This window comes from uncultured Arthrobacter sp. (genome assembly GCF_947493765.1).
Taxonomy (GTDB): domain Bacteria; phylum Actinomycetota; class Actinomycetes; order Actinomycetales; family Micrococcaceae; genus Arthrobacter_D.
Map to the genome: position 1 here is coordinate 1 of NZ_CANLSZ010000016.1, position 22,622 is coordinate 22,622.

At 69.1% G+C, this 22,622-nt stretch carries 19 protein-coding genes and 1 pseudogene; 15 read left to right on the forward strand and 5 right to left on the reverse strand.

The annotated features are described in order from the left end of the window. Positions 1-42 precede the first annotated feature (42 nt). On the reverse strand, positions 43-564 hold the full coding sequence (locus Q0747_RS13610) for a hypothetical protein (protein WP_298255544.1): 522 nt from the start codon (positions 562-564) through the stop codon (positions 43-45). Positions 565-961: 397 nt separating this feature from the next. On the opposite strand from Q0747_RS13610, the pseudogene Q0747_RS13615 reads away from it, so the two are divergent. The 10 genes and pseudogenes from Q0747_RS13615 (at position 962) to argH (ending at position 11,164) form a co-directional block, all read left to right on the forward strand. Beyond that, a pseudogene (locus Q0747_RS13615) lies at positions 962-1,541 on the forward strand (recombinase family protein). 346 nt (positions 1,542-1,887) lie between these two features. Then, complete coding sequence (locus Q0747_RS13620) at positions 1,888-2,241, forward strand: hypothetical protein (RefSeq protein ID WP_298255546.1); 354 nt, start codon at positions 1,888-1,890, stop codon at positions 2,239-2,241. 63 nt (positions 2,242-2,304) lie between these two features. Then, positions 2,305-3,336, forward strand: coding sequence for an N-acetyl-gamma-glutamyl-phosphate reductase (argC, locus tag Q0747_RS13625; protein ID WP_298255548.1), 1,032 nt, complete (start codon positions 2,305-2,307; stop codon positions 3,334-3,336). Further along, on the forward strand, positions 3,333-4,502 hold the full coding sequence (gene argJ, locus Q0747_RS13630; RefSeq protein WP_298255550.1) for a bifunctional glutamate N-acetyltransferase/amino-acid acetyltransferase ArgJ: 1,170 nt from the start codon (positions 3,333-3,335) through the stop codon (positions 4,500-4,502). Before argC ends, argJ begins: the two co-directional genes overlap by 4 nt. Positions 4,503-4,513: 11 nt before the next feature. Continuing rightward, on the forward strand, positions 4,514-5,521 hold the full coding sequence (gene argB, locus Q0747_RS13635) for an acetylglutamate kinase (protein WP_298255552.1): 1,008 nt from the start codon (positions 4,514-4,516) through the stop codon (positions 5,519-5,521). After that, positions 5,518-6,810, forward strand: coding sequence for an acetylornithine transaminase (locus Q0747_RS13640; RefSeq protein ID WP_298255554.1), 1,293 nt, complete (start codon positions 5,518-5,520; stop codon positions 6,808-6,810). Before argB ends, Q0747_RS13640 begins: the two co-directional genes overlap by 4 nt. Next, the gene (gene argF, locus Q0747_RS13645) at positions 6,807-7,793 is read left to right on the forward strand and encodes an ornithine carbamoyltransferase (protein ID WP_298255556.1); all 987 of its coding nucleotides are present in this window, start codon (positions 6,807-6,809) and stop codon (positions 7,791-7,793) included. The genes Q0747_RS13640 and argF overlap by 4 nt, the downstream gene beginning before the upstream one ends. Then, positions 7,790-8,338, forward strand: coding sequence for an arginine repressor (locus Q0747_RS13650; RefSeq protein WP_298255558.1), 549 nt, complete (start codon positions 7,790-7,792; stop codon positions 8,336-8,338). The genes argF and Q0747_RS13650 overlap by 4 nt, the downstream gene beginning before the upstream one ends. 181 nt (positions 8,339-8,519) lie before the next feature. Further along, complete coding sequence (locus Q0747_RS13655) at positions 8,520-9,722, forward strand: argininosuccinate synthase (RefSeq protein ID WP_298255560.1); 1,203 nt, start codon at positions 8,520-8,522, stop codon at positions 9,720-9,722. Next, positions 9,722-11,164: an argininosuccinate lyase gene (argH, locus tag Q0747_RS13660; protein ID WP_298255562.1), complete on the forward strand. Its 1,443-nt coding sequence runs from the start codon at positions 9,722-9,724 to the stop codon at positions 11,162-11,164. The genes Q0747_RS13655 and argH overlap by 1 nt, the downstream gene beginning before the upstream one ends. 81 nt (positions 11,165-11,245) lie before the next feature. Here argH and Q0747_RS13665 read toward each other — a convergent pair whose 3' ends face one another. Continuing rightward, a complete protein-coding gene (locus Q0747_RS13665) occupies positions 11,246-12,325 on the reverse strand; it encodes a CE1758 family FMN-dependent luciferase-like monooxygenase (protein ID WP_298255564.1) in 1,080 nt (359 codons plus the stop codon). A gap of 114 nt (positions 12,326-12,439) precedes the next feature. After that, entirely contained in the window at positions 12,440-13,075 is a 636-nt protein-coding gene (locus Q0747_RS13670; RefSeq protein WP_298255566.1) for an FMN reductase, read from the reverse strand. 167 nt (positions 13,076-13,242) lie between these two features. Here Q0747_RS13670 and Q0747_RS13675 point away from each other — a divergent pair, with 167 nt between their 5' ends. After that, positions 13,243-15,120 (forward strand): ABC transporter ATP-binding protein, encoded by a 1,878-nt coding sequence (locus tag Q0747_RS13675; RefSeq protein WP_298255568.1) that lies wholly within the window; start codon positions 13,243-13,245, stop codon positions 15,118-15,120. 53 nt (positions 15,121-15,173) lie between these two features. On the opposite strand, the gene Q0747_RS13680 is transcribed toward Q0747_RS13675, so the two are convergent. After that, positions 15,174-15,710 carry a methylated-DNA--[protein]-cysteine S-methyltransferase gene (locus tag Q0747_RS13680; RefSeq protein ID WP_298255570.1) on the reverse strand — a complete coding sequence of 179 codons (537 nt, stop codon included), beginning with the start codon at positions 15,708-15,710 and terminating at the stop codon, positions 15,174-15,176. 6 nt (positions 15,711-15,716) lie between these two features. Further along, positions 15,717-17,318, reverse strand: a complete 1,602-nt coding sequence (locus tag Q0747_RS13685; protein ID WP_298255572.1) for a bifunctional transcriptional activator/DNA repair enzyme AdaA — start codon at positions 17,316-17,318, stop codon at positions 15,717-15,719. A 156-nt stretch (positions 17,319-17,474) separates the two neighbouring features. Between Q0747_RS13685 and Q0747_RS13690 the strand changes: the two genes are divergently transcribed. From Q0747_RS13690 to tyrS, 4 genes are read left to right on the forward strand one after another with little or no spacing between them, the layout of a single operon-like run. Further along, the gene (locus Q0747_RS13690) at positions 17,475-18,092 is read left to right on the forward strand and encodes a DNA-3-methyladenine glycosylase (protein WP_298255574.1); all 618 of its coding nucleotides are present in this window, start codon (positions 17,475-17,477) and stop codon (positions 18,090-18,092) included. Between the two features lie 53 nt (positions 18,093-18,145). Beyond that, complete coding sequence (locus Q0747_RS13695) at positions 18,146-18,673, forward strand: adenine phosphoribosyltransferase (RefSeq protein WP_298255580.1); 528 nt, start codon at positions 18,146-18,148, stop codon at positions 18,671-18,673. Positions 18,674-18,731: 58 nt separating this feature from the next. Beyond that, positions 18,732-20,984 carry an AAA family ATPase gene (locus Q0747_RS13700; protein WP_298255576.1) on the forward strand — a complete coding sequence of 751 codons (2,253 nt, stop codon included), beginning with the start codon at positions 18,732-18,734 and terminating at the stop codon, positions 20,982-20,984. A gap of 12 nt (positions 20,985-20,996) precedes the next feature. Then, a complete protein-coding gene (tyrS, locus tag Q0747_RS13705) occupies positions 20,997-22,319 on the forward strand; it encodes a tyrosine--tRNA ligase (RefSeq protein ID WP_298255578.1) in 1,323 nt (440 codons plus the stop codon). The last annotated feature ends 303 nt before the right edge of the window (positions 22,320-22,622 follow it).

Genomic DNA, 22,622 nt, shown 5'->3' on the forward strand with positions numbered 1-22,622 from the left:
GCCACAACTACCGGCTCCGCATGCTCCTCGCCGCCGGCGGCCTCAAACAATGACCCCCACCAAATGTCCGAAGAGCCCCTTATCCATTGGCCACTCGATGCGGAGCTTTGTTGCTCGCTGAATTATGTCGGCTGTGTCAGCGTCGATTTCGTCGTAACATACGATTGGTAAGGTCTTTGGAAAGTAACCTGTGTCTCGAAGATCGAGAATCAACTGTAAGAAGTCGGCGGCGAACGATGAGCCGATTCCATCTGTCAGGTTCCACGATGAGCTCGTTCGTTCAGCCCAGTAAACCGGCGGCTTGTAAGCACGAAGCTTCGATTCATCCTTCAAGAGCGCATGTAGGAACGCATAGGCTTCGGTTGAAGTAGACGGCAGCGTGCCGAAGTCTTGCGGGAACACGGTGGAAAAGTAGTGAATTACTTCTTCACCGTGGAAGGCTTCTCGCAACAGGTGCTGGCCCATGTTGAGGAAACCCTGTTCCTTCACCAGCTCGAGGACACGTTTCCCTTCCCACTCGAACAGCGCGCGAGGCCATACAAGACCATAATCGGGTTCTTCCATAGCTCAAGACTAGTGGCGGACCAGGGACAAAGACGCTGCTCTGACGATATCGCACTCTCCGTGTGGAACCTTGTCTTAGAACAGCCTCCTTCTAGCTATACGTCCATCGCGTGCGTGCCTCATGCACGAATTTGTCTGTACGGTCTATTAGGGCGAATCGAGACGCTAAGGCGGTCGGAGTCGGGGCGAGGATCGGCGAGCACGGTCAGTGGTCGCTACGGAGCGAAGGACGGAGTCCGTAAGCCGGTCGGTCTGCGCCCGTGCAGGCGACTTCGGGAAGTTGTGCTGGCGATCTCGAGAAACGACAGGAACGACTGCCCCGTCAAACGGGGCAGTGGACGTTTAGGGTGGACGATGAAGACGGGCGCAACGGTACCTTATCTGCACCACTGGTTTGGTGAAGATTGGATACGCGCGCGTCTCGACTGCTGGCCAAGACCTCACCGCCCAACGAGAGGGCCTGATGGCTCTTGGCGTCGATGAGGAGAACATCCACGTCGACCACGGCTTTACCGGGACGAACCGGACCAGGCCCCGGCCTGCGTGAGGCGTTGGCGTCCTGCCGGAAGGGTGACACCTTGGTCGTGACGAAACTCGACCGGTTGGCACGCTCAGTGCTCGACGCCCGTGACATCGCCGATGAGCTCACCCGCAAAGACGTGGCCCTGAGCCTGGGCGGCAGCATCTACGACCCGACCGATCCGATCGGCAGGCTCCTATTCAACGTCCTGGGGATCGTGGCCGAGTTCGAGTCCGACCTGATCCGCGCCAGAACCCGGGAGGGAATGGCTATCGCGAAGGCCAAGGGCCGGCTCCGCGGGAAGCAGCCCAAACTCTCGAATCACCAGCGCAAGCACCTCCTTGGCCTAGTCGATGGGGGCGAGTACACCCGGGTGGAGATCGCCGAGCTCATGGGTGTCTCCCGAACGACCGTGTACCGGGAGATCCAGCGACGAGAGCGCACCGCCACCTCATGATCTGGCTCGAGCATGTTCCGCGAGTGTCTCGAAAATTTACAGGTTTCTAAGCCACCACCTCTCTCTGATTAGGGCCCCAAAATCTCGGCGAGTTCGCGGGGCTCCGACTGTCTCAGAAAGCTGCCTCATCGTGAAGTGTCTCAGTGCTGCTGTCGCTAGCACTTTGTAGGGCAGAGCCGCTGGGACAGGCGTCTTGGCTACGCCCGCGTGAGCACGTCCTCCTAAGAGGTGTCGGCGACAAAGTCTTGGGGTGGCGAGTAGACCGGCTGGGCGGGTCCCTCGTCACCGTGGTGAAGCCGCTGCGTGATCGAGGAATCATGATGTGGTCGGGTGCTACTTTCGAGCGATGGACACGGACTGGATCGAACACCGACGAACCGAGGACAGGGAGCGGGTGGGCTGGATGAAGCCGGTCGACGACGGGTTCGTCGCCATCGATCTGCTGGGACGCCACCGGACCGACGTGGTGGATTGGCTGACGGCGGAGGAGACGCTCGATGAGCTCGGGCTCTCCTATCTCGCCGACCCGTACGAGGTACGGCTGGACCACGGCGGTTGGTTGCGCGTCCGCATTGCGGAAGTCTCGCCCGACGAGGTCCGCGTGAAGAAGGACGACTGGGGCGACATGACCGCGCCGCAGCTCTACTACACCGTGTCCTTCCCAGTAGACGATGAGCAACTTCGGCCTCTGTCGAGGTAGGTCAGTCCAATCAGCCTGCATAAATATGTACGTTAGTGCATGATATTGCTGTAGGCTCGAGCCATGACGTTCACCGCAGCAATATCCGGCGCCAGCGGCTACGCCGGAGGCGAGATCCTGCGTCTCCTCGCGAATCACCCCGAGATTGAGATCGGCGCCATCACTGCCCACAGCAACGCCGGATCCACGCTCGGCGAGCTCCAGCCCCAGCTGCACGCCCTGGCCGACCGCGTGCTGCAGGACACCACCCCCGAGGTCCTCGCGGGGCACGACGTCGTCTTCCTCGCCCTGCCGCACGGCGCGAGCGCCGACATCGCCGCCCAGCTCCCGGCCGACACCCTCGTGATCGACGCCGGCGCTGACCACCGACTGCAGGATCCCGCCGTCTGGGAGAAGTTCTACGGCTCCCCGCACGCCGGAACGTGGCCGTACGGGCTCCCGGAACTACCCGGCCACCGGGAACGCCTGGCAGGCGCGCGACGCATCGCCGTCCCGGGCTGCTACCCCACGAGCGTGCTCCTCGCCCTCGCCCCGGGCTTCGCCGCCGGACTCCTGGAGCACGACGACGTCGTCGTGGTCTCCGCATCCGGGACCTCCGGTGCGGGCAAGGCCGTCAAAGCGCACCTGCTCGGCTCCGAGGTGATGGGCAGCATGAGCCCGTACGGCGTGGGGGGAGGCCACCGCCACACGCCCGAGATGGAGCAGGGTCTCAGTCTCGCCGCAGGGGCGCCGGTCTCGCTGTCTTTCACACCCACTCTCGCCCCGATGGCACGCGGCATCCTCACGACGGCGACGGCGAAGGTCCGGCTAGGGGTCGAGTACCACGCCCTGCGGGAGGCCTGGGAGGCGGCCTACGCCGACGAACCCTTTGTGCGCATCCTGCCCGAGGGGCAATGGCCCACTACCAAGTCCGTGCTCGGCTCGAACCACGCCACCCTCCAGCTCGCCTTCGATGAGCACGCGGGCCGCGTGATCGTCAGCGCCGTGATCGACAATCTGACCAAGGGGACCGCCGGCGGCGCCGTGCAGTCCATGAACATCGCCCTCGGCCTCGACGAGACCGTCGGCCTGACCCTCCAGGGGACCGCACCATGAGCATCACCTATCCCGGCGGCTTCCGCGCCGCAGGCGTCCCCGCCGGCCTCAAGAGCACCGGCAAGCCCGACGTCGCACTCGTGGTCAACGACGGCCCGCTCCACAACGCCGCCGCGGTCTTCACCTGCAACCGCGTCGCCGCAGCCCCGGTGCTCTGGAGCCGCCAGGTGATCGCCGACGGGCGGGCCGACGCCGTCGTGCTCAACTCCGGCGGAGCCAACGCCTGCACGGGACCCGAGGGCTTCGGCAACACGCACCGCACGGCCGAGGTCACCGCCGACCTCCTGGGCATCTCGGCGAGCGACGTGATCGTCTGCTCCACCGGACTCATCGGCGAGCAGCTGCCCATGGACAAGCTCCTTGCGGGCGTCACCGACGCGGCCGGGTCCCTCGGCCGGGGTGGCGGACCCGCGGCGGCGGAGGCCATCATGACCACCGACTCGGTGCCCAAGGAGGCGCGCTACCCGGCGACGGCCGATTCGGCGAGCGAGGGATACGCGATCGGCGGGATGGCGAAGGGCGCCGGCATGCTCGCCCCCGGACTCGCGACGATGCTCGTGGTCCTCACCACCGACGCCGCCCTCGACGCCGAGGCACTCGACGCCGCGCTGCGCGAGGCGACCCGCGTGAGCTTCGACCGCACCGACGCCGACGGCTGCATGTCCACCAACGACACCGTGATGCTGCTCGCCTCGGGAGCCGCGGGCATCGCCCCCGACCAGGCGCAGTTCACCGAGGCGCTCACCAGTGTCTGCCTCGATCTGGCCGCACAGCTGATCAACGACGCCGAGGGCGCCAGCCACACCATCGCCGTCACCACCGTCAACGCGGCGTCGGAGCGCGACGCCGAGGTGGTCAGCCGCGCCGTCGCCCGTTCCAATCTGTTCAAGACGGCGATCTTCGGCAACGACCCCAACTGGGGGCGCGTGCTCGCCGCCGTGGGCACCACCGACGCCGCGTTCGAGCCCGACCAGCTCAACGTGTCGATGAACGGCGTGCAGATCTGCCGCGACGGCGGCATCGGCGACTCCCGCGACCTGGTGGACCTGACCGGGCGCGACGTCGAGGTCGAGATCGACCTCGGAGCCGGCCAGGCCCGCGCCACGATCTGGACCAACGACCTCACACACGAGTACGTGCACGAGAACAGCGCCTACTCGAGCTGATGGACGAGCTGATGGAAGATACACAGACCCGGCTGAAGAAGCCGTCGGCCTCGACGCTGCGCGCGCAGGACAAGGCCGCCACCCTCATGGAGGCCCTGCCGTGGATCCAGCGCTTCGCGGGCACCACCATGGTCATCAAGTACGGCGGCAACGCCATGGTCAACGAGACCATGCGCCGCGCCTTCGCGGAGGATATCGTCTTCCTGCACCACGTGGGCATCCACCCCGTGGTGGTCCACGGCGGCGGACCGCAGATCAACGCCATGCTGGAACGGCTCGGCATCGAGTCCGACTTCCGGGGCGGCCTGCGCGTCACCACCCCCGAGGCCATGGACGTGGTGCGCATGGTCCTGACCGGCCAGGTGGGCCGCGAACTCGTGGGCCTCATCAACTCGCACGGCCCCTACGCCGTGGGACTGTCGGGGGAGGACGGCGGGCTGCTGCGCGCCGTGCGCACCGGGACCGTGGTGGACGGCGAGGAGGTGGACCTCGGCCTCGTCGGCGAGGTCACTCAGGTGCAGCCCGGGGCCATCCTCGACATCCTCCAGGCAGGGCGGATCCCCGTCATCTCCACGGTCGCCCCCGAGTACGACGCCGACGGCGCCGCCACCCGGCAGGTGCTGAACGTCAACGCCGACTCCGCGGCCGCCGCGCTCGCCGGAGCACTGGGAGCGTCCAAGCTCGTGATCCTCACCGACGTGGAGGGCCTTCACGCGGCGTGGCCCGATCGCAGCTCACTCATCTCGTCCCTGACCACCGGGCAGCTGCGCGAGCTCCTGCCCACCCTGCAGTCCGGCATGATCCCCAAGATGACGGCGTGTCTGCAGGCCGTCGAGGCAGGAGTGGAACGCGCACACATCGTGGACGGGCGGCTGGCCCACTCGATGCTGCTGGAGACCTTCACGACGGCGGGTATCGGCACGCAGGTGGTACCGGGTCCGGCGGACGAGGCGTCACGCGAGACTGCTGACGAGGCTGAGGACAAGAAAATGGACGAGACAGCGGGGGAGGCGTCATGAGTGAGATCCACCCGGAGCAGCAGGCACCTGCGAGCGTCGCCTCGGCGGATAGCGGCGTGCTCGCCGAGCTGACCGGGTCGGGCTCGGGCGCCGACTGGCTCTCCCGCTACACCGGCTCCCTGCTCGGCGTCTTCGGCACCCCTCAGCGTGTCCTCGTGCGGGGTTCGGGCTGCTACGTCTGGGACGCCGACGGGCAGCAGTACCTCGATCTGCTCGGCGGCATCGCCGTCAACGTGCTCGGCCACGCCCACCCGTTCGTGACGTCGGCGGTGGCCGGTCAGCTCGGCACGCTCGGTCACATCTCCAACTTCTTCACGAGTCCCACGCAGGTGGCGCTCGCCGAGAAGCTGCTGGAGCTGGCGCAGGCGCCGTCAGGGTCGCGGGTGTTCTTCACCAACTCCGGCACCGAGGCGCTGGAGGCCGCGGTCAAGCTCGCACGGCGCAACAGCACACCCGAGCGCCACCGCATCCTCGCACTCGACGGCGCCTTCCACGGCCGCACCATGGGTGCACTGGCCCTGACGTCCAAGGAGGCGTACCGGAAGCCGTTCGAACCGCTGCCCGGCGGCGTCGAGCACGTGGCGTTCGACGACGTCGACGCCCTCACCGCCGCCATGGACGAGACGGTCGCCGCGCTCGTCATCGAACCGATCCAGGGGGAGGCCGGCGTGCGGCCCCTCTCGCCCGAGTACCTCCGCGCTGCCCGTGAGCTGACCCGCCGGTACGGTGCCCTGCTGATCCTCGACGAGGTGCAGTCGGGCATCGCGCGGACGGGATGCTGGTTCGCGCACCAGTGGGTGGACGGCGTGGTCCCCGACGCCATGACGCTCGCCAAGGGACTCGGCGGCGGTGTGCCCGTCGGCGCTCTCGTGACCTTCGGCGAGGAGGTCTCGGCGCTGATCGGTGCAGGCCAGCACGGGACGACCTTCGGCGGCAATCCGATGGCGACGGCGGCCGGGCTCGCCACCCTGCACGTCCTGGAGACCTCGGGGGCACTGCAGAACGCGATCGACGTCGGTGGGTATGTCCGTGAGCAGCTGGCGTCGCTCGACGGCGTCGTCGCGGTCCGCGGAGCCGGTCTGCTGATCGGCGTCGATCTGGACGGCGACCACGCAGCAGCTGCTGTGCAGGCCGCCCTGGCCGCGGGATTCATCATCAATGCCACGGGCCCGGCGACCATCCGCCTGGCCCCGCCGCTCATCCTCACCCACGAGCAGGCTGCGAGCTTCGTCCACGCTCTACCCGACATCCTGGCTGCAGCCCGGACCCAGCAGGAGGAACCAGCATGACGCGCCACTTCCTCGTCGACACCGATCTCTCCCCGCAGGAACAGGCGGAGGTCCTCGATCTCGCCGCGGAGCTGAAGTCGAATCCCTACAGTCGTGCCCCCTTCGCGGGTGAGGGCGCCGGTCGGAAGACGGTCGCCGTGATCTTCGACAAGACCTCCACCCGCACCCGCGTGTCCTTCGCGGCGGGCATCGCCGATCTGGGGGGAGTGCCCCTGATCATCGGCGCGGGCGACTCGCAGCTCGGGCACAAGGAGTCCATCACCGACACCGCGAAGGTGCTGGACCGCATGGTGGCCACCATCGTCTGGCGGACCTACGCGCAGGCAGGTCTGGAGGAGATGGCAGCGGCGTCGAGGGTCCCCGTGATCAACGCCCTGTCCGACGACTACCACCCGTGCCAGCTGCTCGCGGATCTGCTCACCATCCGCGAGCACAAGGGCACCCTCGCGGGCCTGACCATGACCTACCTGGGCGACAGCGCCAACAACATGGCCAACTCGTATCTCCTCGCCGGGGTCACGGCGGGCATGCACGTGCGGATCGCCGGACCGGAGGGCTTCCTCCCGGCCGCCGACGTCGTGGCTGCTGCCGAGACGCGTGCTGCCGAGACCGGGGGCTCCGTCCTGGTCACCACGGATCCCGCCGTCGCGCTCGCCGACGCCGATGTGGTCGCCACCGACACCTGGGTCTCCATGGGCCAGGAGGACCAGAAGGCTGCGCGGCAGGAGCTGTTCCGTGCCTACGCCGTGGACGAGGCGGCGATGGAGCGTGCCGCACCGGACGCCGTCGTGCTCCACTGCCTGCCTGCCTACCGCGGCTACGAGATCTCCGCCGGCGTGATCGACGGCCCGCAGTCGCTGGTCTGGGACGAGGCGGAGAACCGGCTGCACGCCCAGAAGGCGCTCATGACGTGGCTCGTGGACCAGTCCGCGCAGTCGGCGCAGTCCGGGCAGGCTGTCCCGGCGCAGGAGTCGGGGTCGTGACCGTGCAGCGCGATACGGCCCGCCCCACCACGAAGACCGCGAGGCATGCCCGGATCACGGATCTGCTCACCAAGGAGTCAGTGCGCTCCCAGGTGGAGCTCGCGGCGCTCCTGGCGGAGGAGGGCGTGCAGGTGAACCAGGGGACGCTCTCGCGGGACCTGGTGGAACTCGGGGTGGTGCGCGTGCGCGGAGCCGACGGCGCCCTCATCTACGCGGTGCCCGTGGAGGGTGGCGGACGGCATTCCCGCAGCGGTGTCTCCCAGGAAGCACTCGACGCCCGGCTTGCGAGGCTCTGCAACGAGCTGCTGGTGACGGCGGAATCGTCGGGGAACATCGCCGTCCTGCGCACGCCGCCCGGTGCCGCGAACTTCCTGGCGCTGGCGATCGACCACTCCGTCATGCCCTCCGTCCTGGGGACGCTCGCCGGGGACGACACCGTCATGCTCGTCAGCCGCGAGGTCGACGGCGGCGCAGCCCTCGCCGGGCGCTTCCTCGCCCTGGCGCAGGAGCAGCAGGGCGGCGCCGATCCGCCAGTGCCTAGCTGAACCTGCCCATCCCGGGCCGGCCCACCTGATCCGGCCCACCTGACACGATCCATCTATTCAGCCCACCGCTACGCTGGCAGCAGCAGCGGTTCCCGATCCGCACCACCCGACACGGAACCACCACTTACCGCTGAACCACCATTTCCCGGGCAGCCCCCGGACACCAGAAGGAGCATTCCCCGTGACCGAACGCATCGTCCTCGCCTACTCCGGCGGACTCGACACCTCCGTCGCCATTGGCTGGATCGCCGAAGCCACCGGGGCCGAGGTGATCGCCGTGGCCGTCGACGTCGGACAGGGCGGTGAATCGCTCGAGGCCATCCGCCAGCGCGCCCTCGACTGCGGCGCCGTCGAGGCGTACGTGGCCGACGCCCGCGAGGAGTTCGCCACCGACTACTGCATGCCCGCGCTGAAGGCCAACGCCCTGTACATGGACGCGTACCCGCTCGTGTCGGCCGTGTCGCGTCCGGTGATCGTCAAGCACCTCGTCGCCGCGGCCCGCCAGTTCGGGGCCACCACGGTATCGCACGGCTGCACGGGCAAGGGCAACGACCAGGTCCGCTTCGAGGTGGGCATACAGACCCTCGGCCCGGATCTGCGCTGCATCGCGCCGGTCCGCGATCTCGCTCTCACACGTGACAAGGCCATCGCCTTCGCCGAGGAGAAGGGCCTGCCGATCGAGACCACCAAGAAGAACCCGTTCTCGATCGACCAGAACGTCTGGGGCCGCGCCGTCGAGACGGGCTTCCTCGAGGACATCTGGAACGGACCCACGAAGGACGTCTACGACTACACGGCGTCACCCGAGTTCCCGCCCGCCGCCGACGAGGTGACCATCTCCTTCAAGGAGGGCATCCCCGTGGCGATCGACGGCAACGCCGTCACGCCGCTGCAGGCCATCGAGGAGCTCAATCGCCGCGCCGGCGCGCAGGGCGTGGGCCGCATCGACATCGTCGAGGACCGCCTCGTGGGGATCAAGAGCCGCGAGATCTACGAGGCGCCGGGTGCCATGGCGCTCATCGCCGCGCACCGTGAGCTCGAGAACGTCACGATCGAGCGCGAGCAGGCCCGGTTCAAGAAGACCGTGGGCCAGCGCTGGACCGAGCTGGTCTACGACGGCCAGTGGTTCTCCCCGCTGAAGCGCTCGCTCGACACCTTCATCGACGACACGCAGAAGTACGTCACGGGCGACATCCGCATGGATCTGCACGGCGGCCGCGCCACCGTGACGGGCCGCCGCTCCGACGTCGCGCTCTACGACTTCAACCTGGCCACCTACGACTCCGGCGACACCTTCGACCAGTCGATGGCGCGCGGCTTCATCGAGATCTTCGGCCTCTCCTCCAAGGTGGCCTCGAGCCGGGACGAGCGGGCAGGCGCCTGATGGCGCCAGCTGACGGTCAGGGGGAAAATCACGGCACGAATGCGGGTTCGCTGTGGGGCGGCCGGTTCGCCGGCGGCCCCGCCGATGCCCTCGCGGCCCTGAGCAAGTCGACGCACTTCGACTGGCGCCTGGCCACGTACGACATCGCCGGGTCCCAGGCGCACGCCCGCGTGCTGCACAGGGCCGGTCTGCTCGACGACGACGAGCTCGCCGGCATGACCGCCGCCCTGGAGACTCTCGACGCCGATGTGCGTTCCGGTGCGTATCAGCCGGCCGAGACCGACGAGGACGTGCACGGGTCGCTGGAGCGCGGGCTCATCGAGCGGGCTGGCCCCGCTCTCGGCGGCAAGCTGCGCGCAGGGCGGTCCCGCAACGACCAGGTGGCCACGCTCGGCCGCATGTACCTGCGGGACCACGCCCGGATCATCGCGGGCGGCGTCCTCGCGACGATGACCGCCCTCGTCGATCAGGCGGAGGCGCACCTCGAGGTGCCGATGCCCGGGCGCACCCACCTGCAGCACGCCCAGCCGGTGCTGCTCAGCCACCACCTGCTCGCCCATGCCTGGGCGCTGCTGCGCGACGTCCAGCGACTCCAGGACTGGGACCGCCGCGCCGGCGTCTCGCCCTACGGGTCGGGCGCCCTCGCGGGATCCTCCCTCGGGCTCGACCCGGAGGCCGTGGCGGCGGATCTCGGTTTCTTCTCGGCGACGCACAACTCCATCGACGGCACCGCCTCGCGGGACGTGTACGCGGAGTTCGCCTGGGTGGGCGCGATGATCGGCGTCGACCTCTCCCGCGTGAGCGAGGAGATCATCATCTGGGCCACCAAGGAGTTCTCGTTCGTCACGCTCGACGACGCCTTCTCCACCGGCTCCTCGATCATGCCGCAGAAGAAGAACCCCGACGTCGCCGAGCTCGCGCGCGGCAAGGCCGGCCGCCTCATCGGCGATCTCACCGGGCTGCTCGCCACCCTCAAGGGCCTGCCCCTGGCGTACAACCGGGATCTGCAGGAGGACAAGGAGCCGGTGTTCGACGCCGTCGACACGCTCGAGGTGCTGCTGCCCGCGGTCTCCGGCATGATCGCCACGCTGGTGTTCAACACCGAGCGCATGGCGTCGCTGGCCCCGCAGGGTTTCGCCCTTGCCACCGATATCGCCGAGTGGCTCGTTCGGCAGGGTGTGCCCTTCCGTGAGGCCCATGAGCTCTCAGGTGCGGCGGTCCGCGTGGCCGAGCAGCGCGGCGTCGAGCTGTGGGATCTGACCGACGAGGAGTACGCCGGGATCTCCCCGCACCTCACCCCGGCGGTCCGCGAGGTCCTGACGGTCGAGGGATCGCTGGCCAGCCGCGACGCGCAGGGCGGGACGGCGCCGACGGCGGTGCGGCGTCAGCTCACGGCGCTGCAGGCAGAGCTCGACGGCGTCCGGGAGTACGCGCGCTCGTGACGGTGGGGTAGGGGCGACGTAGGGGCACCGTCGACACTGTGGTTCGAGGTAGTTCCGGCCGTCCCTACCTCATTACCCCGGCTACCCTGCGGCGGCGCCGACCTTCTGCTTGGCGCGCACCGGTCCGTCTGGGACGTGGGCGGGACGCCGCTTGGCGAATTCCGCGCGTAGTTCCGGAAGAACGAGTTCGCCGAAGAGATCGAGCTGGTTCAGGACCGTCTTCAGCGGCAGACCGGCGTGATCGATGAGGAACAGCTGGCGCTGGTAGTCGCCGAAGAACTCCTGGAAGGAAAGGGTCTTCTCGATGACTTCCTGGGGGCTGCCGACCGTCAGGGGCGTCTGGTCCATGAAGCTCTCCATCGTCGGCCCGTGGCCGTAGACAGGGGCATTGTCGAAGAACGGACGGAACTCCTTCACCGCATCCTGGGACTTCCGGGCCATGAAGAACTGTCCGCCGAGCCCCACGATCGCCTGGTCGGCGGTGCCGTGGCCGTAGTGGGCGTAGCGTTCCCGGTAGAGGCCGATCAGCTGCTGGTAGTGCTCCTTGGGCCAGAAGATGTTGTTGGCGAAGAACCCGTCACCGAAATATGCGGCGATCTCGGCCACCTCAGGCGTTCGGATGGAACCGTGCCAGACGAACGGTGGGACCCCGCCCAGCGGGCGCGGGGTGGAGGTGAAGTTGCGCAGCGGTGTGCGGTACTTGCCGTCCCAGTTCACGACGTCGTTGTCCCACAGCTGGCGCAGCAGGTTGTAGTTCTCGATGGTCAGTTCGACGCTGTCCTGCTGGTTCTTGCCGAACCAGGGGTAGACGGGTGCGGTGTTGCCGCGACCGAGGATCAGGTCCACGCGGCCATCGGCGAGGTGCTGCAACGTGGCGAAGTCCTCGGCGATCTTGACCGGGTCGTTGGTGGTGATCAGCGTGGTGCTGGTGGACAACGTGATGCGCTCGGTCTGGGCGGCGATGTAGCCGAGGAGCGTGGTCGGGGAGCTGGCGTAGAAGGGCGGGTTGTGGTGCTCGCCCGTGGCATAGACGTCCATGCCGATCTCTTCGACCTTCTTGGCGATGGCGACGGCGGCCTTGATCCGCTCTCCCTCGGTGGGAGTCTCACCGGTGAGGGGGTTCCGGGTGACGTCGCTGACCGTGAATACGCCGATTTCCATGATTCTTCTCCAAAGGTATGCAGACTTGCTGGGGGTGGGTGGCTGGGAGCCCGAGGTGTCCTCGGACTGTCGCCGGGCGGTGGGCTGTTACCTTCCGGTCCGGCCGGCAACGGCTCAGGAGGTCGGAGCCTGGATTCGTGCCAGGAGGTCCTCGAACGGCGCAGAGGGTTCCATCCGGTCGCTTGCAGGGCGTGAGGGGTTGACGGGACGACCGACGAGCATTGCAGCGAGTTCCCGCGCGGCACGGCGTGACCGCTGTTCCAGTGCCGGTTCATCGTCGTCTGCTGCTCCCCAGTCCTGAGGGGCCGCATAGACGGCGGTGGGGACCACCCGCGTTCGCAGGTAACTGAAAAGGGGTCGCATGGCGTGCTCGAGAACCAGGGCGTGCCGCGCGCTGCCGCCTGTTGCTCCCATGAGAACGGGCATGCCCTCGAGCGCCGTGTTGTCGATGACATCGAAGAAGGACTTGAACAGCCCACTGTAGGACCCTGAGAAGACAGGGCTGACGACGATCAGCGCGTCTGCGTCCGTGACGTTCCGGATGGCGGCGGCCAAGGCGGGCGGCGCGAAGCCGGTCACCAGGTGCTGCGCGATATCCACTGCGTAGTCGCGAAGTTCGAGAACATCGACGGTGGTGTTCTGGCCCGAGAGGGACAACTCGGTATTCAGGGCGTCCGACAACTGGTCGGCAAGCATCCGACTGGACGATGGGACGCCGAGTCCTGCTGTGATCACTGCTACTTTCGTCATGGCTCCTACCTCATCGAATAGATGCGTATGCATTGATCTGTGCAACGCGGAGAAGCGCCGAGCCATTCCCTGACCGCCCGTGTGCTGCGAGCCGGCCGGATCGGTTCCCGCTACGCCTGCCGCGAAGTGCTTTGACGCACAGGTGGGGTGCGGCGCACCGTAAGAGGATGCAGCCCACCGCACAGCGTGCCACCCTCCGGGAGTTCTTCCCCTATCTGCGCGGACACGTGCGGATCCTCGTCGTCGTCGCCGTCGTCTCCCTGATCTCGACGGGCCTGTCGATCGCCCAGCCGCTCATGGTCCAGCAGCTCGTCAACTCGGTCTCCGCCAGCGAGCCCGCGACCGTCTTCATCTGGCTCCTGGTCGCCATCACACTCGGTGGGGCGGTGTTCGGCGCAGCGCAGTCGTACCTGCTCCAGCGCACCGCGGAGTCCGTGGTGCTCGGGGTACGTCGGTCCCTCGTGGGGCAGCTGCTGTCACTGCCCATCCGGGAGTTCGACCGCCGCCGCGTGGGCGATCTCATCTCCCGCGTCGGCTCCGACACCACCCTGATGCGCAGCGTCATCACCTCGGGCCTGTTCGAGATCGTCTCCTCGATCCTCATGTTCTGCGCCGCCGTCGTCCTCATGGTGCTCATCGATCCGCTCCTGTTCGGCATCACGCTGAGCGCCGTCGTCGTGGGTGCCGGCGGCGTGCTGTTCCTCGGGCGCCTGATCCGCAAACGCAGCCGCGACGTGCAGGACGCGGTCGGCTCCATGACCGCAGCCGTGGAGCGCGGTCTCTCCGGCATCCGCACCATCAAGGCCTCCGTCGCCGAGGAGCGCGAAGCGGCCGTGATCGACGTCGAGGCCACCACGGCGTTCCGCGCCGGGATCGCGATGGCACGCCTGCAGGCGGCAGTGCAGCCCATCATGTCCATCTGCATCCAGGGCGCGTTCATCGTGGTGCTCGCCGTCGGCGGCATCCGCGTCGCGGCGGGGGAGCTGCTGCTGGGCGATCTGATCGCCTTCATCCTGTACCTCTTCCTCCTGGTGATGCCGATCGGCTCGGCCATGGGCGCGTTCGTGCAGATCCAGTCGGGACTCGCGGCCCTGGACCGCATCCAGGAGATCGCCCGGCTCGAACCGGAGCGAGCCGATGAGGCAGGCCTGGTCCAGCGATCAGCAGACTCCATGCCGGCGGGCGCGGCCGCCCGACCCGGGACCATCGAACTGCGCGACGTGAGCTTCAGCTACGCGGCGACGGACGACGACGACGACGCCGCCGCCACCGGGCACAGCGGCGCGACGGCGATCGGTGCCGGGCAGCCGACGCCACGCTCTCCGGAGGACGGGGTGGCACCTCACGGCGACGTCGACCAACCGGTCCTGGACGGTGTGAGCTTCACGGTGCCGGCGGGCAGCAGGACGGCCCTCGTAGGCCCCTCGGGCGCCGGCAAGTCCACCGTGCTGGCGCTGCTGGAGCGCTTCTACGAGCCGACGGACGGCTCCATCCATGTGGACGGCGTCGCGCTGCCCGATCTGCCGCGCTCGGCGCTGCGCTCGCGGATCGGTCTCGTCGAGCAGGAGGCCCCGGTGCTGAGCGGTACGCTCGCCGACAATCTCCGGCTGGCCGCTCCGGAGGCGAGCGACGATCAGCTGCGCCGCGTCCTGGCAGCCGTCGGTCTCGATGCGCTCGGGGACCGCAGCGACGACGGCCTGGATCTCAATCTGGGGGAGGACGGCATCCGGCTCTCCGGTGGGCAGCGCCAGCGCCTGGCATGGGCTCGCGTGATCCTGGCCGATCGACCCCTGCTGCTGATGGACGAGCCGACATCGGCCGTGGATTCGAGGACCGAGCAGCTGCTGCAGCGGACCCTGGGGGAGGCCTCGCGCGACAGGACCGTGGTCGTCGTCGCGCACCGCCTGTCCACCGTGGCCGACTTCGACCAGATCGTGGTCCTCGACCAGGGGAGGGTCGCTGCGACCGGCACGCACGAGGAGCTCCTCGACAGCAGTGAGCTGTACCGGGACATGGCCTCCCGGCAGCGACTCGTCACCGTCTGATCAGTCCGGTACGGCCTGATCGGGCCGGTTCCGTCTGATCGGGTAGAAGCGCCTCAGGCCAGTCGACCGGCCTCCCGATCGAGGAGCCGCTGCTTGACGGGCAGGCCCCAGCGGAAGCCGCCGAGCGTGCCGTCGGTCCGGATGATCCGGTGGCAGGGCACGAACAGTGCGGCGGCGTTCTTGGCGCAGGCGCCGGCGACGGCGCGGACGGCGGTCGGGTTCCCGGCCTGCTCGGCGTACTGCAGATAGGTGGTGACCGAGCCCGGCTGCACCGTGCGCAGCACGTCCCACGCGTGGGTGCGGAAGGGGCCCGACACCTGCCGGACGGGCACGCGCGCGACGGCCTCGAAGTCGCCGTCGTAGTAGCGCGCCACGGCGTCGAGGATCGGCTGCACGTGGGACGCCGCAGGGTCGAAGCTCATTGCCCTGATGCTGGGGTGGACCTGGCCCGTGAGCTCGGCGGGCTCGTCGGTCCAGCCGGAGGAGAGCACGGTGCCGTCCGCCTCGATGACGGTGAAGGCGCCGTCGGGTGTGTCGATGGTGACCGTGGTGGCGCCGCGGAGGGCAGGGGTTTCCGTGGGGGTGTACATGGTGGGTTACTTCCGTTCGCTGACTGGGTAAGAGTACGTCGCGGAGCTGGGTGGTGCTGCTTGCTCGGGCGCGAGATCCGGTGGGTTCGCCGCCCTGCGCAGATGCTCGGTCGCGTAGGAGCGCCAGGGTCGGACCGCTGCCATCGCCTCGTCGAGCGTAGGGCGGCCGCCCGCGTCGGTCGCGTGGGTCGCGTCGGTCGCCCGGGTGGTCGCCGCCCGCTGAGCGGCCAGCCCGGACCAGGCGTCCCGAACATCCGGGTCGTACGGCAGCTCGACGTCGGGGTGGCCGAGCACGCGCATGACCACGTAGTCGGCGGTCCCCGCGCTGACGCCGTCGAGGTCCAGCAGATGCGAGCGCAGCTCGTCGGCGTCCGCTCCGACGTCGACGGCGAGCGCGCCCGACGCGAGCTGCTGCGCCACGGCGCGGAGGGCCTGTCTGCCGGCCGGCGATCCGGGCAGGAGCGCGTCCGGCGCCGCTGCGATGTGCTGCGCCGACGGGAACATCCTGGTCAGCGGCGAACCCGGACCCTCTACCGCGGGGCCCACGGCCGCGAGGCGGTCGAGAGCCGCGGTGGTGCCGGGGCCGGGCATGTCCTGCACCACGAGCGCGCGCAGGACGGTCTCCTCCGCGTCGACCGATCCGGGGACGCGCAGGCCGGGACGGGAGGCGACCAGCCCGCGCAGCACCGGGACGCAGGAGAGCGCGAGATCCACGGCCATGGGATCGGCGTCGAGATCGAACAGCCGCCTGATCCGGCTGAGCAGCGGCGGCAGATCGCCCAGCCCGCCCACCGAGACCGTGACCGGGAGGGCTGCCCCGCCGCTGCTGTCCGTCCGCACGGCCTCGGCACGGAACCAGGCGGGCCCTCCGGGCAGGCGGAGCGTCCTGGCATAGGTCGAGGCGCTCGCCTGCTCCACCCCCGCCACGGCCTGTTCCCGCAGCACGTCGAAGATCCCGTTGTCGTACGGCAGGCGCGTGGGCAGGAGGAGGGAGATCCTGAGGGGATCGCCGGCGTCGCGATCGGTGCCCGGAGGTCCACTGCCGTTGCCCCGCCGCGCTGTCGCTCGCACCTGACCCGGCGTGAGATCGAAGATGTGCTGGAGGGTGTCGTTGAACTGGCGGACACTGCCGAAGCCGGCGGCGAACGCCACGTCGGCGAACCGCAGCGTTGACGCCGTGAGCAGGGTCCGCGCGGTCTGGGCCCGCTGCGCCCGCGCCAGCGCGAGCGCCCCGGCGCCGAGTTCGTGCCGGAGGATGCGGCCCAGCTGCCGTGGGGAGTAGCCCAGCCGGGCGGCGAGCCCGTCCACTCCCGTCCGGTCCACCTCGCCGTCGGCGATCAGGCGCATGGCCCGGGCGGCGGTGTCGCGCCGCAGATCCCAGGCCGGATCGCCCGGGACGGCGTCCGGCAGGCAGCGCTTGCAGGCCCGGTACCCGGCGTCGTGCGCGGCGGCCGACGTGCGGTAGAACGTGACATTGGCAGGCTTGGGCGTGCGTGCCGGGCACGAGGGGCGGCAGTAGATGCCCGTGCTGGAGACGGCGGTGATGAACTGCCCGTCGAAGCGGGCGTCCCGCGCGTCGATCGCGGCGTACTGCTGCCCGAAGTCCATGGCGCCATCCTCGCACCGGTCGAGTGCGAGGACTAGCGGGATTCGGACATCGCGGTGGGCGGCGCCGGAGGGTGCGGATGACGGGGGCCGGTGTCCTGTGATGACGGCGCGCCTTGCTACCGTCGTCGGGTGCTGGAACAGGACCGAACAGACCCCATGACACGCCGGCTGCTGGCGGGCAGCGCCCTCGACGTGGCCCCCTGGCTGCTCGGTGCGCAGTTGACCCACACGACGGCGGAGGGGCCCGTCACCGTGCGCATCACCGAGGTCGAGGCCTACCTGGGCAGCGAGGATCCCGGCTCCCACGCGTTCCGGGGCAGGACCGCACGGAACGCCACGATGTTCGGTCCGGCCGGACACCTCTACGTCTACTTCACGTACGGCATGCACTACTGCGCCAACATCGTGTGCGGGACCGAGGGCTGGGCCACGGGCCTGCTCCTGCGCGCCGGGGCGATCACGGAGGGCATCGAGCTGGCCCGCGTGCGGCGCTCCCGTCCGGCGACCGATCTCGATCTCGCCCGCGGACCCGCCCGCCTCGCCCAGGCGCTCGGACTCGACCGCCGCGTCGACGGCAGTGACGCCCTCGCCGCTCCCCTCGGGCTCGTCCTGCCCGAGGCCGCGCCCACGGTGGTGGAGCGCGGCCCCCGGGTGGGCATCAGCGGTGTGGGGGGAACCCCGGAGTACCCGTGGCGCTTCTGGCTGCCCGCGGAGCCCACGGTCTCCCGGTTCCGGCCCGGCAAGCAGAAGGCGGCCCGTACAGTTGATCCGTGAAGAACAGCGGAATCCACAGCAGTGACACCCGGGAACCGGCGGCCCCGTCCGCGGTGGGGCTCGAGGCGAGGGAGGCCATCGACCGGCTGTGCGTCGTGGTCCCTGACGTGCCTTCCCCCGGCATCCTGTTCCGAGATCTCACCCCGGTCTTCTCCGACGCCGCGGCGTTCCGCACGGTGGTCGACGCCCTCTCGGAACCCTTCGCGGCGGAGTTCGACGCCGTCGCCGGTGTGGAGGCGCGCGGGTTCCTCCTCGCCGGCGCCGTCGCCTACGCCACCGGCACCGGTGTGGTGGCCATCCGCAAGGCAGGCAAACTGCCCCGGAGCGTGTACCGCGAGGCGTACGACCTCGAGTACGGGCAGGCCGAGCTGGAGATCCACCAGTCGGATCTGCCGGCCGGAGCACGGGTGCTCGTGCTCGACGACGTCCTCGCGACGGGCGGCACCCTCGCCGCGGCATGCGCCCTGCTCGAACGTGCCGGGGCCGTCGTCGTCGCCTGCGGAGTGGTCCTCGAGATCGACGGGCTCGGTGGACGCGAGGCGCTCGCCGGGCGGACGCTCCACCCCCTGCAGTCCGTGTGACGGAGACCCGTCACCCTCCCGCTAGACTTGACGGTCCGCCTTTCGAAGGAAGTGTCCGATGCCCGAGACGTCCCAGACGAGAACAGAGCTCGAAGCCGAGCGGGATTATGTCGATGGTCTGTACAGCCGTCTGGACGATCTCCGTGCGGAGAAGGCCCGTCAGCTCGCGGACGTGCGCCGCACCCAGGCCGCCGGGTCCCACCAGAACCGCTCCGAGCGCGACGCCTTCGCCACCATGTACGAGGACCGCCTGGCGCAGCTGAACGCCGTCGACGACAGGCTCGTCTTCGGTCGGCTTGATCTCGACAGCGGCGACAAGCGGTACATCGGCCGCATCGGGCTCTCGGACGAGGACCTGCAGCAACTCATGGTGGACTGGCGTGCCCCGGAGGCGGGGACGTTCTACCAGGCCACCGCCTTCAAGCGCATGGGGGTCCGACGGCGTCGTCACCTGATGCTGTCCCGGCGTGAGGTGGTCGCGATCGAGGACGACGTCCTCGATGCCGACCTGTTGGGGGACGACGCGTCCCTGCAGGGCGAGGGCGCCCTCCTCGCAGCGCTCGATTCCCGGCGGACCGGGCAGATGTCCGACATCGTGAGCACCATCCAGGCGGAGCAGGACCGCATCATCCGCGCACCGCTGTCCGGTGTCACAGTGGTCCAGGGCGGGCCCGGGACGGGCAAGACGGCGGTGGCCCTGCACCGGGCCGCCTATCTCCTCTACACGCACCGGGAGCGCCTGAAGTCGGCGGGCGTGCTGCTGGTCGGGCCCACCGACGCCTTCATGAAGTACATCGAGCGCGTGCTGCCCTCCCTGGGTGAGACGGGCGTGGTGATGGCCGGTATCGGCACCCTGATGCCCGGCGTCCACACCGTGCCGGAGGAGGACGAGCGGACGGTCGCGGTCAAGGGGAGCCTCCGGATGGCCGAGGTGCTCCGGAACGCCGTCGCCAACCGCGAACGGGTGCCGGGCCAGGACCAGCGCCTCAACGTCGAGGGGACGCTGCTCACCCTCACGCCCCGGCAGGTCTCCAGGGCCCGCGAACGCGCCCGGGCCACCGGGAAGCCGCACAACGAAGCCCGCGTCACGTTCGTCCGGACCCTGCTCCGGGAACTCACCGAGCAGCTGCTGGAGCTGCTCGAGGAGTCCTCCGGCGGCGGGAACAACGCCGATCGCTCCTATCTCGCGGAGGACGTCAGGAGCGCGCGGGACGTGCGGATCGCGCTCAATCTCGCGTGGATGCCGTTGACCCCGCAGAAGCTGGTGTCGGAGCTCTTCGCGCGTCCCGAGCTGCTGCGCGCCGCGGCACCGATGCTGGACGAGCAGGAGCTCGCCGCGCTGGAGCGGCCCGTAGGTGCTCCCTGGACGGAGGCGGATGTGCCGCTGCTCGACGAGGCCGCGGAGCTCCTCGGGGATCTGGATGCATCGGCGGGACGGGACGACGCCGCACGGGAGCAGGAGCGCAAGCGCGATCTGGCGAACGCCGAACGCACGCTCGAGAACGTCAATTCGTCGCTCGAGGATTCCGGGGTGGACGGCGTACTGACGGCCGAGGACCTGGCCCGTCACAACGAGGTGTCCGTGACCCGGATGTCCGCCGCCGACCGCGCCTCCGCCGACCGCACCTGGGCCTACGGGCACATCGTGGTCGACGAGGCCCAGGAGCTGTCGCCCATGCAGTGGCGGCTGCTCATGCGGCGCTGCCCGCTGAAGTCCTTCACGATCGTGGGGGACATCGCGCAGACGAGCTCGGCGGCGGGCTCGCGCTCCTGGCAGCAGGCACTGCAACCCTTCGTGGGGGAGCGGTGGCAGCTGGAGGAGCTCACGGTCAACTACCGGACCCCCGCCCAGATCGCCGAAGCGGCGGTGCGCATGGCGAACGCCGCGGGACTCGTGGTCTCGGCGCCGAAAGCCGTGCGGGAGGGCCGGTTCGAGCCCGTCCTCGACACGGTGCCCGAGCTCGTGCCGGCGCTCCTGCATTCGGTGCCGGAGGAGCTCGCGGCCATCGACGGCGGGCTGCTGGCCGTCATCGCCCCCGACGCCCACCTCCCGGCCGCCCGCTCCGCACTCACCGCGGAGTACGGGGACCGCGTCGGGTCGGGGGCCGGAGGGCCCAGCCAGGACATCGTGGTGATCTCCCCGCGCGAGTCCAAGGGACTCGAGTTCGACGGCGTGGTGATCCTCGAACCCCAGGAGATGCTCGACGCCGCGTCACGGCGCATCGGCGATCTCTACGTGGCGATGACGCGTCCCACCCAGCGTCTGCGACTCATCTCGACGGGCCGAATTCCCGCCGGTATCGCCGACTGATAATTTGAGGGGGTGTCCCAGCAAACAGATACCCCGGTCAGTGGCCTTGCAGGTCAGCGCAACGATCCCTCGTTCGACGACGTCCACGACGAGCTCGTCTGGCGTGGACTGGTCCACGTCTCCACGGATGCGGCCGAGCTGAAGGAGTTGCTGGCGGGCCCGCCCATCACCTTCTACTGCGGGTTCGACCCCACGGCGCCCAGCCTCCACCTCGGGAATCTGGTCCAGCTCCTCACCATGCGTCGGCTGCAGCTGGCGGGGCATCGCCCCCTCGGTCTGGTCGGCGGCTCCACGGGGCTGGTGGGAGACCCCCGGCCGACGGCGGAGCGCACCATGAACACCAAGGAGACGGTGGCGCAGTGGGTGGGCTCCCTCCAGGCGCAGGTGCAGAGATTCCTCGATTTCGAGGGCGACAGTGCGGCCAGGATGGTCAACAACCTCGACTGGACCGGGCCGATGGGCGTCATCGACTTCCTTCGCGACGTGGGCAAGTACTTCCGCGTGGGGACGATGATCAAGAAGGAGACGGTGGCCAAGCGGCTGAACTCCGACGAGGGCATCAGCTACTCGGAGTTCAGCTACCAGATCCTCCAGGGCATGGACTACCTGCAGCTCTTCCGCGACTACGACTGCGTGCTGCAGACGGGTGGCTCCGACCAGTGGGGCAACCTGACCAGTGGCACGGACCTGGTGCGGAAGGTGGAGGGAGCCACGGTCCATGCGATCGGCACACCGCTCATCACGAATTCCGACGGCACCAAGTTCGGCAAGAGCGAGGGCAACGCCGTCTGGCTCGATGCGGCGATGACCAGCCCCTACGCGATGTTCCAGTTCTGGCTCAACACCGCCGACGCCGACGTCGCCGAACGCCTGAGGATCTTCACCTTCCGCACCCGGGCCGAGATCGAGGACCTCGAGCGGGTCACCACGGAGCGGCCCCACGAGCGGGCCGCGCAACGGGCGCTGGCCTACGACGTCACCTCGCTCGTGCACGGTGTCGAGGCGACGGAGAAGGTGATCGCCGCATCCGCCGCGCTCTTCGGGCAGGGTGAGTTGGCCTCCCTCGATCTGGACTCACTCCGCTCGGCAACGGCAGAGCTCGACGCCGTGTCCGTGGGGGCCGATTCCCTGGGGGTCGTCGAGCTGCTCGTGCTCACGGGACTGTCCGCCAGCAACTCGGCGGCGCGGCGGACCGTCGCCGAAGGCGGGGCCTACGTGAACAACACGAAGATCACCGACGCCGAGCACACCGTGGACCCCGCAGAGCTGCTGCACGGGCAGTACCTCCTCCTGCGCCGGGGCAAGCGCAATCTCGCTGTCGTGGAGGTCCGCTGACCGGGCGTTCCGGCCCTGTCGGCGGGGGGCCGGAGCGTCCGCGGGAGGGAGCGGTCGACCGATTAGGCGTTCGGGCCGGCGGTGTCGTAGAGTAATCACGTTGCCCCGGTGAGGGCGACACACCCCCTTCGAAAATCTTCCGGGTATCGCCGCGTGCACAGCATGCGGACGGACCGGAAGAACATCGTACGGGTCCACTCAGAAACGTCTCGCGGGCTTCACGCCGGCAGGGTTTGGTGGATTTGTGTGGTGGGGTTGGTGGGTGTAGGTTTAGGAAGTTGCTTCGGAGCGATGACATGGTTG